Raw genomic sequence first — 13,453 nt, 5'->3', positions numbered from 1 at the left:
TATTTATCCTTCCGGTTTTTATACACACAGAACCGGAAACTATTCCTTGGAAACGACGGAACCCGAAGCACAAGCGGGATGTTTACCGCTCAGGTTGCAGAACCCGGTGCGCAGTGGGGTGCACTGTTTTTTCAGGGAACGCAGTCGAAGGACTGCCGCAAGAGGGATGAGACAACGCAGCGAGGCGGACAGGCTGATCACGAAAATCGTGGTGGTCGTCACGATGGGAGCGCTGGCCTTCGGATATGACACGGGCGTCATTGCCGGAGCGCTGCCGTTCATGCAGCTTCCGGTCGCGAAGGGCGGGCTGGGGCTTACGCCTCTGACGGAAGGACTGGTGACATCCGCGCTGGTTCTGGGGGCGGCTTTCGGCTCGCTGATCTGCGGGATGATGGCGGATCGGTTCGGACGACGGGACAGTCTGATGGCGCTGTCGGTCGTGTTCGTCATCGGGGCGATCGGCACGGCGCAGGCACCGTCCGTTGCGGTGATGGTGGCCATGCGGGCCGTGCTGGGTTTTGCCGTGGGCGGAGCGTCCGCGCTTGTGCCCATGTTCATTTCCGAAATGGCGCCCTCCGGACGCAGGGGGCGACTGGTCAGCCAGAACGAAATGATGATCGTGACGGGACAGCTCGTCGCTTACACGCTCAATGCCGGACTGGCGCATTTTTCGGAATCACCGTCCATCTGGCGCACCATGCTGATGATTGCCGCGGTTCCGGCCATCCTTCTGGGGGTGGGCCTGTTTTTCGTTCCGCGCTCTCCGCGCTGGCTGGCGAGTCAGGGCCGGACGGACGAAGCGAAGCATGTGCTGGAACTCATCCGCTCCACCGACCGTCAGGTCCGTCACGAGATGCGGGCGATCTACACGGCCGTGGACGACGATGCGGAACAGATTGGCTGGCGTCAGGCATTCGGGGAAGTCTGGATCCGGCGTCTGCTGATGCTGGGGGTGGGGCTTGGATTTACGGCCCAGTTCACCGGCGTCAATGCTTTCATGTATTTTACGCCCATCATCCTGCGCCAGACGGGGCTTGGAACCGAGGCGGCGCTGATCGCGACGATTGGCGATGGTCTTGTTGCCGTCGGGGCGACCTTTGCGGGTATCTGGATGATCGGGCGCTTCCCGCGACGCGTCACGCTTCTGGGTGGGCTGTGCGGTGTGGTTCTGGCGCATCTGGGGCTTGGAGCAACGCTGCTGTTTCTCAAGGGAACGGCCGTGGAAAGCTATGCGGCTCTGGGTTTCATCCTTCTGGCCCTGCTCTTCATCCAGATGATGGTTTCTCCGCTGTACTGGCTGCTGATGTCCGAGCTTTTTCCAATGCGCGCCCGTGGGGTTCTGACGGGTCTGTCAGTCTCATCGCAGTGGATCTTTAACGCTACAGTCGCCTTTCTTTTCCCCGTTTTCCTGCATGCGATCGGACCGGGCACGTTTTTTGTCTTCGCGACGATCAACGTCTTCTCCCTGTGTTTCGTGGCGCGGTTTCTTCCGGAAACGAAGGGCCTGTCGCTGGAGAAGCTGGAGACGCATCTCAAAGATCATCTCTCCCCGGATGACTCCGGAAACGTCAGCCCTGCAACACTTCCAAGCAGCCCATGACGGATGCGGCCTACCCCTCTGACCACAAGGCCGGAGGGACCAGGCCGCTGCATGTCAGGCGTCCGCCGGTCAGGCAGGAGGGGGCGCCGGTGATGGTCGGGGCGGAGAGTGGCAGTTTTCGCAGGGCCCGTACGGCCAGAAATCCGAAACATTCCGCCTCCAGATCATCGCCATTCCAGCCGAGTTTTTCGACCGGCATCACGGGCGCCGGCAAAGCGCGCTCAAGCTCTTCCATGAGGGCCGGGTTGTGGCGACCGCCTCCGCACACATACCAGGCTGCCGGAGGGCGTGGCAGCGGTGTGCGCCGGATGGCCTCGACCGTAAAGGCGACAAGCGTTGCGGCACCGTCCTGCGGTGACAGCGCACTGACCGCAGTCATGGCGCGCTGGAAGGTCAGCCGGTCCAGCGATTTGGGGGCCGGTCGGGAAAAATAGGGATCTGCCAGCAGAGGCTCAAGAATGTCTTCGTGAACCGATCCCGAGCGGGCCAGTGCGCCGTCCACATCGCAGGCGGTGCCGGTATGGAGAAAGGCCCAGTCATCCAGCAGGGCGTTTCCCGGGCCGGTATCGCAGGCATGGATGCTTCCGTCCGCCTCCACCAGCGTCACATTCGCAACCCCGCCAATATTGAGGATCGCAACCGGGCCTTCATGTTCCCGCAGCAGGGCGGCGTGATACCACGGCGCCAGAGGGGCCCCTTCCCCACCGGCAGCGACATCTGCGCTGCGAAAATCATGAATGACCGGAAGGCCGGTTTCACGCGACAGCAGGGCGGCGTCGCCGATCTGCCAGGTCAGGCGGCGTTCGGGGGCGTGCAGGATGGTCTGTCCATGAAAGCCGATCAGATCGACGGTGTCTGTCTTCTGGCGCAGGATCTGGACGGCCTCGATGTGACGCAGGGTGAGGTCCCGCTCCACACTGCGCAGTTCGGGATCTTCGGGGCTCAGCGTTGCGGCGCGCGACAGCAGATCGCGGGCGCGGGCGCGCAGTTCCGGCGAATATGTCAGGCTGAGGCCGGGGCCATGCGAGACAATCTTCTCACCGTCCGTCCGGACGAGGGCTGCGTCCACGCCATCCAGCGATGTGCCGCTCATCAGGCCTATTGCGGTCAGGCATCGCATCAGTCGTGCTCCTCGGAGGTTTGCAGTTCCACGACGAAATCATAGAGGTCGGCGCGATAGCAGGAGAATGTGACCTCAAGGACGCGCCCGTCAGGAAGGAAGGAGCGCCGTTCGATTTCAAGAATGGCCGTGGGGTGGCTGATATGGAGCAGTTCGGATTCGTGGAGTGTGGCCATGCGCGCCCGGATCCGCTGAAGTGCCCTGACGGGCAACAGGCCGTGCGCTTTCAGGGCCGCGTAAAACGATTCCCCGACCAGTTCCGGAGAGGCCAGATCCCGACGTGAGATGACGGCTGTTTCGATGGCCATGGGCTCGCCGTCCGCGGTCCGGATCCGTTTCAGGCGCAGGACCGGGGCGGCCGGAGCGATGCCCAGCGCCATAGCTTCGTCCGGGCTGGCGCCTGCGGCGCGCTTGTCCAGCCAGATTGATGCCGGTTCGTAGCCGCGGGCCCGCATGTCGTCAGAAAACCCCATCAGGACCGAAAGCGGCTGCTGGATCCTGCGGGAGACGAATGTTCCTGCGCCGGGGCGCTGGGTCAGGAGGCCAGCCGTCACCAGCTGTTCGAGCGATTTGCGGACCGTCACACGGGAGACGCCTGTCAGCGCGGCCAGTTCACGCTCCGGCGGGACGGCGTCGCCGCCGCGCAGGGTTCCCCCGTTGATGAGTTCGCGCAGGCGTTCAGCCAGTTGCAGATACAGGGGTTTGCGGTCACTCTCATCCGGTGTGAGGGCGGCAAAAATATTTTCCGTGGGCTTCACGTCCATAAAAACCTCAGCCCCGGTCTGCTTGTGCGGCCATGACGGCGCGCAGATCGCCTGCGTATTGGGTCAGGGCGGTTTCCGCGTCTTCCAGCGTCAGTCCGGAGCGGATGAGAATGGCGCGTTTGACGTTCTGGCTGCTGGCCTGAAGGGCGGCCTCGATTTCTTCGGGGGTGCCTCCGGCCAGATCCTGCACCATGCGGGCGGCACGCTTTTCGAGTTTGGCATTGACGACGCGCATATCCACCATCTGGCCGCGATAGCCATGTCCGAGTTTGATCATCAGGGTTGTGGACAGCATGTTCAGGACGGCTTTCTGGGCTGTGCCTGCCTTGAGCCGGGTGGAGCCTGCAATGACTTCCGCGCCCGTGACGATGGCAATGCCCAGTTCCGCTTCCCTGAGCAGACGGCCCTCCCCGTTGCAACTGATTCCGACGGTCAGGGCGCCTGCGTTTCGCGCGGCCGCAATGGCGGCGCAGGTATAGGGCGTGGCGCCACTGGCCGCGATGCCGAACACCACGTCATTCGGGCCGGGGTTGTGAGACAGGATTTCCCGGCTTGCGGTCTCTTCGCGGTCCTCGGCGCCTTCCACGGCTTCGAACAGGGCCGTGGTGCCTCCCGCCAGCATCAGGATGAGGCGTTCGGACGGCCAGCCGAAGGTGGGTGTGAGTTCCACGCCATCCTGAAGCCCTACGCGGCCGGACGTTCCGGCGCCCACATAAAACAGCCGCCCTCCGGCCCGCAGACGCGGGAGGGCAGCCGTGACGACATCGTTCATCTGCGGAACCGCGGCCCGGGCGACGGCGGTTGCGGTCATCTGGGCTTCCGCCAGAGAGTCCAGAACCGATGTCACCGGCCACAGGTCGATGTCACCATAGCGCGGGTCCTGCTGCTCGGTCCCGCCCGGCGCAACTGAAGACGTGAGGGGCGTGTTCTTGGCACTCATGGCCTCAATCCTTTCGGGCGTCATAAGCCGACTGGCGGTTCTCTCGGCGCGCGCCTGTCAACAGCATGGAAAAACGGGCCGCCATCAGCATTCCTGCGATACCCAGAGGAACGAGCCAGGGAAAAGCGATGTGATAGCCGGAATACTGGAGGAATTTCATGATGGCTGCCATGGCCGCCAGCGAGACCAGAAAACCCGTCAGGGCATCCCGCGGCCGGGCATCAGGGTACAACATGCCAAAGAGGAAAGCCCCGAGAGTCGGGCCATAGGACCACCCTGCGATCGTCAGGCCCAGAATCACGGCGGACTGCTCGCCCTGTGCAAACCAGAGGGCAACCAGAACGAGCGCGATGCTCCACAGCAGCGTCGTAAGACGGGGGGCAAACAACGGGCTTTCCCGGAATCCGCAGAAGCGTCCCCAGCGTTTGAGGAGACGTTCCGGCAGAGGCCCGAAATCCGTCAGGGACGCGCCGGCCATGGCATTGAGAGTGGAAGACAGGGAGCCCATCGTGGCGCTCAAAACGCCTGCGAGCAGCAGGCCGCCCAGTCCGGCGGGTAATCCTGAGACAATGTAACTTGGGAACAGTTCGTCGGGCGAGTGCAATCCGAGTTCTGTCAGGGACTGGCCGTGATGCGTGATCCAGAGCTGCACGCCGACAAGGGACAGCAGCCCGAACAGAAACGCCACCACAAAGGCACTGCCAACGAGCGCGTAGCGGGCATCCCGGAGGGTTCTGGCCGCCAGCAGACGCTGGACCATGAGCTGATCCGAGCCGTGGGACGCGACTGAAAGAATGGCGCCTCCGACCAGGGCCGCGAGGGGTGTGAAAGGATCGGACAGCAGCGTGCTGACATGCAGGGCGTGGAAAGGGGCCATTTTCCCGGCGGCCCATGCCTGTGTCCAGCCATCGGATGGGAGACCGTGCATCAGCAGACCGGCGCATGCGGCGGCGCCGAAGAGATAAATGCAGAGCTGTATGGTGTCGGACCACACAACCGCCCGCAGACCGCCCAGAACCGTATAGGCCAGCGTAAAAGCCATGATGAGACCCAGAACAGCCAGATGGTTTATGGATATTCCATTGTGTTCCAGCATCCATGTCAGCGGCAGGAGCCCTGCGGAGAGGCGGACCCCTTCGGCCAGAAGCCGCGTGACGAGAAAAGCGCCAGAGGCAGCACATTGCAGTCCCGGACCGAAACGCTCGCCCAGATACTGATACGCACTCCTGATCTGGCCCTGGGCGTAGAGCGGCAGAAACCAGATCGCCACGATCAGCCGGCCGATCAGATATCCCCCGGCAAGGCCGAGAAAGACCATTCCCGTCGTATGGCCAATGCCGGGAATGCTGATGAAGGTCAGTGTCGAGGTTTCTGTCGCCACGAGCGAAAGGCAGATCGCCCACCAGGGAAGATCGTGCGATGCGGACAGGAAATCACCGGATGTTTTTCCGCGCCGCGACACCGTGATCGCCACGAGGGGGAGCAAAACGAAATATGCGCAGATTACGGCGATGTCGGCAAAGCGCATGAAGCATGTCCCCTTGTTCGTTTCGATATAGGAGAAATATAATACCAGATCAATACCGGGATTTGCGGAGCAGCCTGCCAAGTGGGCCGAGCGTTATGGACGGGTTGCTCATTCGGGCGGAAAGAGATCCCGCAAGACTCTTGGAAAGTTTCAGAGCGGCCGTTTTTACGATTCGTTTTCGAAATAGGTTGAACGAGGTTTGTTTTCGGTATTAGATTGGACTTAGAAATGGTGCCGACCGGTACATGACATGAACAGTTCGGCCGTCCTTCGCGCGGAATTTTCCGGGGACAGGTCAGGGAGAAACGGCAATGCAGAACCTCAGTAGGTCTTTCCTTGTTTCTGTCTCGTTGATTGCCCTTGCTGCGACATCTGCCAGTGCGGCCAGCACGCAGCCCCGGAAAGCCCTGTCTTCGAAATCGCAAAAGCCCGCAAAGCCGGCTCCGGCAGCGGCGGCTGTTCATTCCGACCCCGAGCAGATTACCGTTCATTCCGACCTGCAAAGCGCGACAGGGGTGACGGGTGCCACACCGGGTGGGGGCATGATGCCGCCCCAGACCGCCCCGAAATCGCGCAGTGGTCTGACCCGCGATTACATCGCAAAGCAGAGCCCGACCAGCAATCCCACCACCATGATCGCCAGCCTTCCGGGTGTTGTGACGGGAAGCGGAGACCCTCTGGGCACCAGCGATCAGCAGGTCAGCCTGTCCGTACGGGGTCTGAACCAGTTCGAGCTGGGCTATACCTATGAAGGGATTCCTGCGGCCGATCCGCTCAATTTCTTCATTTTCACCGGAACGACCGCTGACAATGAAAATATCCAGAGCCTGTCGCTCTCGCAGGGATCGGCCGATATTTCAGCCCCGCTCTATAATGCCGTGGGGGGCCAGCTGAGCGAGACTCTGCGCGATCCGTCCCACAAGGCCGGGGGTCTGCTCAATCTTGCTTACGGTTCCTATGCGCTCAACCGGGAATTCGCCCGGATCGACAGTGGCGATATTGGCCATAGTGGCATCCGCAGCTTCGTATCCTTTTCCTATGAAGGGGCCGATAACTGGCGCGGATCGGGCCGGACCACGCGGTATCATGTGGATGGCAAAGCCCTGAAGGAATGGGGAGAGGGAAACCGCGCCTCGTTCATCCTCTCCTATAACAGTCCAACGGGATATTATCTGAAGACGCCCTCGATGGCGCAGTGGAACGCTCTGGGGACGAAAGCCAATTATGCGGCCAATTTCAAAAGCGGGGGCGCATCCTATTACAAATTTCAGGAAAACCAGCGCAATTCACTGATTCTGGGGGCGCCGGTTCATCTGAACCTCAGCCACTCTCTGACGGCCGACATTACGCCTTATTATGATTATTTCTGGGGCTATGGAGATGGCGGCACCACGCTGCCGACGGGTTACAGCTATGTTGGCAACCAGAATACCGGTCCGCTTCAGGTCTCCCAGAGCGGGTCATCCGTCATCGGGGCGGCAATTGATACGTTCACCGAACGGAATTCGGGTCTGAACAGCGCCATCCACTGGAAGACGCAGCACAATACGCTGTCCTTCGGATACTGGTATTCCTACTACACCCAGCAGGAACATTCCTATTATGCGGAAGCGGATGGAAACGGGAACATCGCTTCCATGACCGGCCGTTACCCCATCATGACGCAGGCCGGTATTCCGCTGTCCCGGTACAACATCAATTTTGTCCAGCAGACCAACGCCCTGTTCATCAACGACACGTTCAAGGCGCTGAACGACCGTCTGACCATCGAGGCCGGCTTCAAGGAAGCCATGGTCTCGCGCATGTCGACCCAGCTCATCCCGGGGGCGAATTACAAATCGACCGTCAATTATGCGGAACCGCTTCCGCAGTTTGCCGCGAGCTATCGCATTACGCCGCACGACCAGATCTATATCAATGGCTCGACAGGCTTCAGGGCGCCCTCCTCCATTCTGACGATGGCCGATTATTTCAGCACTTCCACCGGGAAGATCGCGCATAGCCGTGCCAGCAATCTTTCTCCGGAATATTCGATTGGCGAGGAGATCGGGTATCGCCATACGGGTCTGGTCAACATTTCCGCTGCCTTGTTCAACTATAATCTGACGAACCGCCAGCTCAGCTCCACCGTCTATCTCAACGGTGTGGCGACAACGGCCTCCATCAATGCGGGTGGCCAGACGTCACGCGGTGCGGAACTGGAGCTTGGCCTGCGTCCCTGGCACCATTTCAGCCCTTATCTGTCGGGCCAGTATCTGCACGCCACGATCGACAACAATCTGGCGTCTGGGGGCGATCTGCTGCCGACAAAGGGCAAGACCGCCGTCAATACGCCGACCTTCAGCGGGGCGATCGGGCTCGCTTATGACAACGGTTCGATTTTCGGGAATTTCAACCTGAATTATGTGGGATCGCAATACGCCACCTTCATGAATGACCAGAAAATTCCGTCCTATTTCACGGGGAATGTCACCCTTGGCTATCGCATGAAAAACTACCGGTTCGTAAAGCACCCCCAGATCCAGCTGAACCTCATCAATCTCGGCAACAGCGGGTATCTGTCCGGCGCGTCAAGCCTTGTGGGGAATGCCAAGGCCACCAAAGGCGTGTATGGGACGAACATTGCTGCCCAGACGCCGCTTTATTATGTCGGTGGCGGGTTTGCGGGCGTGGTCTCCGTGACGGCCGGTTTCTGAGAATGGGCATGACCGGATACCCTGCGCCTGGGTTTGGAATCAGGAGCGATGATGATGCATCTTGAGGGCAGGATTGTCCTGCGTGACCGCGTAGTCCCGGGGCGGGTGGATTTTGACAGCCATATCCGCGGGATCGTGCCTCGGTCCGGGGTGGCGGAGCGCTATATCCTGCCAGGGTTCATTGACGGTCACGTCCATGGCGGCGGCGGTGCCGATACGATGGACGGGGTTGCGGCCATCGAGAAGCTCTCGCGCTTTCATCTGGGCCATGGAACCACGACGATCCTGCCCACCACGATCACCGCGCCCTGGCCGGACGTGATGGCGGCCCTGCGGGCGGTGGCGGAAGTCTCGCGCCGGGGCGTAGAGGATGGGCCGCGCATTCATGGCGCGCATCTGGAAGGGCCGTTCGTCAGCCCGCACAAGCTGGGGGCCCAGCCGCCGTTCAATATCGAGCCGACCGCTGAACGTGTGGCGGAAGCCGTTGCGACGGGGTGTGTGCGTGTCGTGACCATCGCGCCGGAGCTTGAACACGCACCGACGGCCATGAAGACTTTTGCGCAGGCGGGTGTCAGGGTCAGTCTGGGGCATACCACCACGGATTTCAAAGGCGCCGAGCGGGCGATCTGTCTGGTCTGTGCCGCAGGTGGAACCGTGGGGGGGACGCATCTGTTCAATGCCATGTCGGCCATTGAAGGGCGGCGTCCCGGCCCGGTGACGGCGCTGATGTGCAGCGACGTGGCTTATGGAGAGATGATCTTCGATACGCATCACGTTCATCCCGCCAGTTTCCGGCTGGCGGAGCGCGTGATGGGACAGCGGCTGCTGTTCGTGACAGATGCCATGCGCGGCACGGGCGAGGCCGATGGTCCGAGCCAGCTTGGCGGGCAGGACGTGATGATCCACGACGGTGTGGTCCGTCTGCCGGACGGGACGCTCGCAGGGAGCGTGCTGACGCTGGATCAGGCATTGCGAAATGCCCTCGACGCCGGGATGTCGCTCCCGAAAGCGGCGCGTCTGGTCAGTACGAATGCCGCCACCTATCTCGGGCTGCATGACCGGGGGGCCATTGCGCCGGATCTTCTGGCAGATTTCACGGTTCTTGATGACAGGTTTCAGGTCAGCGAAGTCTGGGTCAATGGAGAGCGCAGGGTATGAAAATTATCGTCACGGACACGCCAGATCAGGCGTTTCAGCGCGCGGCGGACATGATCGCGGAGGAAATCCGCGGGTCTCAGGCGCCCGTTCTGGGGCTGGCGACGGGCCGCACGATGGAAAGCATCTATCGGATTCTGGTGCAGCAGCATGACGCGGGGACGCTGGATTTTTCCGGCACGACGTCGTTCAATCTGGACGAATATGTCGGCCTGCCGCCCACGGACCCGAACTCCTACAGCCATTACATGCAGGAGCATCTGTTTTCGCATGTGAATATGCCTGCCGGTCAGGGGCATGTGCCGGACGGCTCGGCCGTGGATCTGGATGCGGAATGCGCGCGTTATGAAGCGGCCATTTGCGCGGCCGGTGGCCTCGGGTTGCAGCTTCTGGGCATTGGCGAGACGGGACATATCGGTTTCAACGAACCGCCCTCCGCGTTCGACAGCCGGACACGGGTTGCCCATCTGGACGACGTGACGCGGCGGCAGAACAGCGGCATGTTCGGCGACGACCCGGAGCGCGTGCCGGAACGCGCCCTGACGATGGGAGTGGGGACGATCCTGGAAGCGCGCCATCTTCTGCTGGTCGCCGTTGGCGACGGCAAGGCGGCGATCGTTGACGAGGCGCTGAACGGTCCGATCAGCGAGGGCGTCAGTGCCACGGCCATCCGGCTTCATGACGACGTAACAGTCATTCTGGATGCGGCAGCGGCCCGGATCTGGCGGCAGAATGGTCACTTACCAAATAGCACTGAAAACTTATAGTGATTGTAAGTGAATTTAACGCTATAACGTAAGAATGACTTTCCAAGAGCTCTTCCAGCACGCCATTAAAATTGGCGCTGTCCGCAATATTGATCTCGCAAAGAGGTTTGGCATCACCAGTCAGGCCGTGAGTCAGTGGAAGACGGGCAAGCGTCCCAATCGCGAGCATGAGCAGAAAGTCATTGATTATCTGTCGGAAAAAATTGCCGAGAAGGAAGGCGTCAAGGTCAAGCTGCCCGACCTGCCGGCGAACCTGATTGATGATGCGGGTTCAGACGAGCCGGTCGATTATGTTCCCGTGCGCTCACTGGACGTCAGGGCTGGCGCTGGAGGCGGCGGAATCATTGACGACCATGCGTTCGGACCACCGCGTTTCTTTGAATCCGGCTTTGTGCAGCGGGAGTTGAGGGCTTCCGCATCCGATCTGTGTGTTGTGGAAATCGAAGGCCAGTCCATGGAGCCGCTTCTCAGAAGTGGGGACACGGTTCTGGTGGATATGCGGAAGAAGAACGTTGCGATGGAGGGGATTTTTGTTCTCTTCGACGGGGACGGCGTGGTCTGCAAATGGGTTGAGCTCGTCCATGGCGCCGAGACGCCTACGTTTCAGGTGAAGTCTGAAAACGAGCGCTTCAAACCCTACGAGGTGGAAGCCCACAGGTGCCAGATTCTTGGCCGCGTTGTGTGGTTTTCCCGACGGCTGTAAGCGGAATCACTTACATAATCAGTCATTGCTTACATTTTTGGTTGACTAAAATGTAAGCGTAAATTACAAATCTTCCGTGTCCCGCAGTGGGGCTGGAGGATTTAGTCATGGTGGCACAAAGCAATATTTCAGCGATCCGGAAAGCATACACCCTCCTCAGCGAGAATGGAGGGAAGGTCAACAACTACGGAATGACGAATAACGAGTGGTTCGATTTTCTGGTTGATTTGAATATTTCGGCTCTGGGTCTCGAAAGGCTGACGAAACAGCTGGAAACGATGTCTGGCTCCGTGGTAAACAGCAGGCCCCATTGATTTTTCAGGCAGCAATGTGGTTACGCCCACAACATTCCTCCCTACGGCCTGCTTGATTGCGCCGGACGGGCTGCGGCCATCTGCGCGTCTGTATAGGGTTGCAGTGCCTCGATAATCCGGCAGTCCGCGACCTTGCCATGCTGGCATTGCGCAAGAAGCTGCGTCAGTTCCTGCTGCAGTGTCTGCAGATCGTAAATCCTGCGCGCGATATCCGTGACATGGGCCTGCACAAGCTTATCCACCTGCTCACAGGACCGGGTCTGCTGTCCGGCCAGTTCCAGAAGCTCCCGAACCTGATCCAGCGGAAAGCCAAGCTCACGCGCCCGACGGATAAAGCCCAGACGCCCCAGATGCGCGCCGTCGTAAACGCGATAATTGCCGCTGCTTCGGGGCGGATGCGGCAGCAGTCCCACACGTTCATAATAACGCACGGTTTCAACCTTCGTCTCCGTCAGGCGTCCGAGTTCGCCAATCGTATATGTCCGCGTCATAAAGCTCTTGACCCTGTAGTGACTACAGGGTGGATATGGGGAGCTCTTCGTTATTTACGAGAGTGTCGCCATGCCCTGCTGTCATGACTCCTGCTGCCCGAGTTCCGTATCTCCTTTGACCGGTCATGAAGCCCGTCGCTGGCGCCGGGCGTTGTGGATTGCCCTGATCGTCAATGGCGGGTTTTTCCTGACCGAGATTGTCGCGGGCGTCATGGCGGGTTCCGCTTCCCTGCAGGCGGATGCCCTCGACTTTTTTGGAGACAGTGCCAATTACGCCATCAGCCTCACCGTCACGGGCATGGCTCTGTCATGGCGCAGCCGGGCGGCCCTGCTCAAAGGCGGCACCATGCTTGTCTTTGCGGTCTGGGTGCTGGGGAATACGCTCTGGCATGCCAGGTCCGGCACTTTGCCCCATACCGACACCATGGGCCTGATCGGCGCACTCGCACTGCTGGCCAATGGGGGTGTCGCGCTGATGCTGTACCGCTTCCGCAGTGGGGACGCGAACATGCGTTCAGTCTGGATCTGCTCGCGCAATGATGCCATCGGCAATCTGGCGGTTCTGCTTGCGGCACTGGGCGTCTTCGGCACCGGCACAGGGTGGCCTGATATCATCGTGGCCTTCATCATGGGCGGGCTGGGTCTGTATGGCGGCACACAGATTGTACGTCATGCCCTTGCGGAGGGAAGCCGCGTCAGAACGGAAGGACTTTCCCCGGAGCTCATCTCCGGCCGGAGAGGGAAAATGCTTTAGGCCCTCTCATTCATAGACAGTGGCAAGACCACAGCACTGCCAGTCCCCTTCTACGAAGATGCGTCGCAATTCGAAAATCCAACTGATCTCGTCTTCATCCTTCATGTTTTTCAACAGCAGAAGGGCCTTATGCATCGCTGCGACCTGCTCACGCCCAAGATGGCCCACGGAGGGATAGCCCCGCCAGCCGGCTACAATCATCGGATCGTATAGAATCCGTTCCAGATCCGAAAAATGCTCGTTGCGCGCGCCCAGCGCCGCAAGAAATGCCCTGAACGCCTCCCCCGCCAGAGTGTTGTGCACGACGCGACCGAGGGGCGTTCCGCCCCATTGCGGGATGACTGCGCTCATGACCCGGACGATGTCGGCGGTCTCCTGGGGGGTGGGCTTGTGCTGGCTTCGCCCGCGATGCAGCCGGAAGGCCGCCAGCATCCGCGAACGGCTGATGTCTGCCTCACATTCAGGGAAAACGTCGATGCGGTCTGTGAAATGCAGGGCGCGGGCTTCATCAAAGCCATCGCGCAACAGACCTGCCAGTTCATCGTCACATCGCCATGCCGTTACTGCAAAGCCCATTTCTTCCCCTTCCCTGCAAAACTGAAAATTCCAACGGACCGGGAA

13 protein-coding genes are annotated in these 13,453 nt (G+C 60.5%); 7 read left to right on the top strand and 6 right to left on the bottom strand.

The window, feature by feature from the left end; translation table 11 throughout:
* Nucleotides 1-166: 166 nt before the first annotated feature.
* Nucleotides 167-1,600: a sugar porter family MFS transporter gene (locus A0U94_RS00240; RefSeq protein WP_077802057.1), complete on the top strand. Its 1,434-nt coding sequence runs from the start codon at nucleotides 167-169 to the stop codon at nucleotides 1,598-1,600.
* 10 nt (nucleotides 1,601-1,610) lie between these two features.
* On the opposite strand, the gene A0U94_RS00235 is transcribed toward A0U94_RS00240, so the two are convergent.
* From A0U94_RS00235 to A0U94_RS00220, 4 genes are read right to left on the bottom strand one after another with little or no spacing between them, the layout of a single operon-like run.
* Nucleotides 1,611-2,720: an anhydro-N-acetylmuramic acid kinase gene (locus A0U94_RS00235; RefSeq protein WP_149026626.1), complete on the bottom strand. Its 1,110-nt coding sequence runs from the start codon at nucleotides 2,718-2,720 to the stop codon at nucleotides 1,611-1,613.
* On the bottom strand, nucleotides 2,720-3,484 hold the full coding sequence (locus A0U94_RS00230; protein ID WP_077802055.1) for a GntR family transcriptional regulator: 765 nt from the start codon (nucleotides 3,482-3,484) through the stop codon (nucleotides 2,720-2,722). Before A0U94_RS00230 ends, A0U94_RS00235 begins: the two co-directional genes overlap by 1 nt.
* 7 nt (nucleotides 3,485-3,491) lie before the next feature.
* Nucleotides 3,492-4,424 (bottom strand): N-acetylmuramic acid 6-phosphate etherase, encoded by a 933-nt coding sequence (locus A0U94_RS00225; protein WP_077802054.1) that lies wholly within the window; start codon nucleotides 4,422-4,424, stop codon nucleotides 3,492-3,494.
* Nucleotides 4,425-4,428: 4 nt separating this feature from the next.
* Nucleotides 4,429-5,952, bottom strand: coding sequence for a sodium:solute symporter (locus A0U94_RS00220; protein WP_077803746.1), 1,524 nt, complete (start codon nucleotides 5,950-5,952; stop codon nucleotides 4,429-4,431).
* A 311-nt stretch (nucleotides 5,953-6,263) separates the two neighbouring features.
* Here A0U94_RS00220 and A0U94_RS00215 point away from each other — a divergent pair, with 311 nt between their 5' ends.
* The 5 genes from A0U94_RS00215 (at nucleotide 6,264) to A0U94_RS00195 (ending at nucleotide 11,587) form a co-directional block, all read left to right on the top strand.
* Nucleotides 6,264-8,648 carry a TonB-dependent receptor gene (locus A0U94_RS00215; RefSeq protein ID WP_077802053.1) on the top strand — a complete coding sequence of 795 codons (2,385 nt, stop codon included), beginning with the start codon at nucleotides 6,264-6,266 and terminating at the stop codon, nucleotides 8,646-8,648.
* A gap of 51 nt (nucleotides 8,649-8,699) precedes the next feature.
* Nucleotides 8,700-9,806: an N-acetylglucosamine-6-phosphate deacetylase gene (nagA, locus tag A0U94_RS00210; protein ID WP_208611684.1), complete on the top strand. Its 1,107-nt coding sequence runs from the start codon at nucleotides 8,700-8,702 to the stop codon at nucleotides 9,804-9,806.
* Nucleotides 9,803-10,570: a glucosamine-6-phosphate deaminase gene (gene nagB, locus A0U94_RS00205; protein WP_077802051.1), complete on the top strand. Its 768-nt coding sequence runs from the start codon at nucleotides 9,803-9,805 to the stop codon at nucleotides 10,568-10,570. Before nagA ends, nagB begins: the two co-directional genes overlap by 4 nt.
* A 34-nt stretch (nucleotides 10,571-10,604) precedes the next feature.
* Nucleotides 10,605-11,273, top strand: a complete 669-nt coding sequence (locus A0U94_RS00200; protein WP_062032279.1) for a LexA family transcriptional regulator — start codon at nucleotides 10,605-10,607, stop codon at nucleotides 11,271-11,273.
* Between the two features lie 107 nt (nucleotides 11,274-11,380).
* Nucleotides 11,381-11,587, top strand: a complete 207-nt coding sequence (locus tag A0U94_RS00195) for a hypothetical protein (protein ID WP_077802050.1) — start codon at nucleotides 11,381-11,383, stop codon at nucleotides 11,585-11,587.
* 41 nt (nucleotides 11,588-11,628) lie between these two features.
* Here A0U94_RS00195 and A0U94_RS00190 read toward each other — a convergent pair whose 3' ends face one another.
* Nucleotides 11,629-12,078 carry a MerR family transcriptional regulator gene (locus tag A0U94_RS00190; protein WP_077802049.1) on the bottom strand — a complete coding sequence of 150 codons (450 nt, stop codon included), beginning with the start codon at nucleotides 12,076-12,078 and terminating at the stop codon, nucleotides 11,629-11,631.
* Nucleotides 12,079-12,193: 115 nt separating this feature from the next.
* On the opposite strand from A0U94_RS00190, the gene A0U94_RS00185 reads away from it, so the two are divergent.
* Nucleotides 12,194-12,832: a cation efflux transmembrane domain-containing protein gene (locus A0U94_RS00185; RefSeq protein WP_456303945.1), complete on the top strand. Its 639-nt coding sequence runs from the start codon at nucleotides 12,194-12,196 to the stop codon at nucleotides 12,830-12,832.
* A gap of 6 nt (nucleotides 12,833-12,838) precedes the next feature.
* Here the strand turns inward: A0U94_RS00185 and A0U94_RS00180 are convergent, their stop codons facing one another.
* Nucleotides 12,839-13,408 (bottom strand): hypothetical protein, encoded by a 570-nt coding sequence (locus A0U94_RS00180; RefSeq protein WP_077802047.1) that lies wholly within the window; start codon nucleotides 13,406-13,408, stop codon nucleotides 12,839-12,841.
* Nucleotides 13,409-13,453: the final 45 nt, after the last annotated feature.

The sequence above is a fragment of the Gluconobacter albidus genome (genome assembly GCF_002005485.1).
Classification (GTDB): Bacteria; Pseudomonadota; Alphaproteobacteria; order Acetobacterales; family Acetobacteraceae; genus Gluconobacter; species Gluconobacter albidus.
Note: the sequence above shows the minus strand (reverse complement) of the source record. Positions and strands in the feature narration are given on the sequence as shown.

Excerpts from the sequence above, each read along its gene's own strand:
- A0U94_RS00240 (WP_077802057.1), top strand. The coding sequence starts at position 167 with ATGAGACAACGCAGCGAGGCGGACAGGCTGATCACGAAAATCGTGGTG.
- A0U94_RS00235 (WP_149026626.1), bottom strand. The coding sequence starts at position 2,720 with ATGCGATGCCTGACCGCAATAGGCCTGATGAGCGGCACATCGCTGGAT.
- A0U94_RS00230 (WP_077802055.1), bottom strand. The coding sequence starts at position 3,484 with ATGGACGTGAAGCCCACGGAAAATATTTTTGCCGCCCTCACACCGGAT.
- A0U94_RS00225 (WP_077802054.1), bottom strand. The coding sequence starts at position 4,424 with ATGAGTGCCAAGAACACGCCCCTCACGTCTTCAGTTGCGCCGGGCGGG.
- A0U94_RS00220 (WP_077803746.1), bottom strand. The coding sequence starts at position 5,952 with ATGCGCTTTGCCGACATCGCCGTAATCTGCGCATATTTCGTTTTGCTC.
- A0U94_RS00215 (WP_077802053.1), top strand. The coding sequence starts at position 6,264 with ATGCAGAACCTCAGTAGGTCTTTCCTTGTTTCTGTCTCGTTGATTGCC.
- nagA (WP_208611684.1), top strand. The coding sequence starts at position 8,700 with ATGATGCATCTTGAGGGCAGGATTGTCCTGCGTGACCGCGTAGTCCCG.
- nagB (WP_077802051.1), top strand. The coding sequence starts at position 9,803 with ATGAAAATTATCGTCACGGACACGCCAGATCAGGCGTTTCAGCGCGCG.
- A0U94_RS00200 (WP_062032279.1), top strand. The coding sequence starts at position 10,605 with ATGACTTTCCAAGAGCTCTTCCAGCACGCCATTAAAATTGGCGCTGTC.
- A0U94_RS00195 (WP_077802050.1), top strand. The coding sequence starts at position 11,381 with ATGGTGGCACAAAGCAATATTTCAGCGATCCGGAAAGCATACACCCTC.
- A0U94_RS00190 (WP_077802049.1), bottom strand. The coding sequence starts at position 12,078 with ATGACGCGGACATATACGATTGGCGAACTCGGACGCCTGACGGAGACG.
- A0U94_RS00180 (WP_077802047.1), bottom strand. The coding sequence starts at position 13,408 with ATGGGCTTTGCAGTAACGGCATGGCGATGTGACGATGAACTGGCAGGT.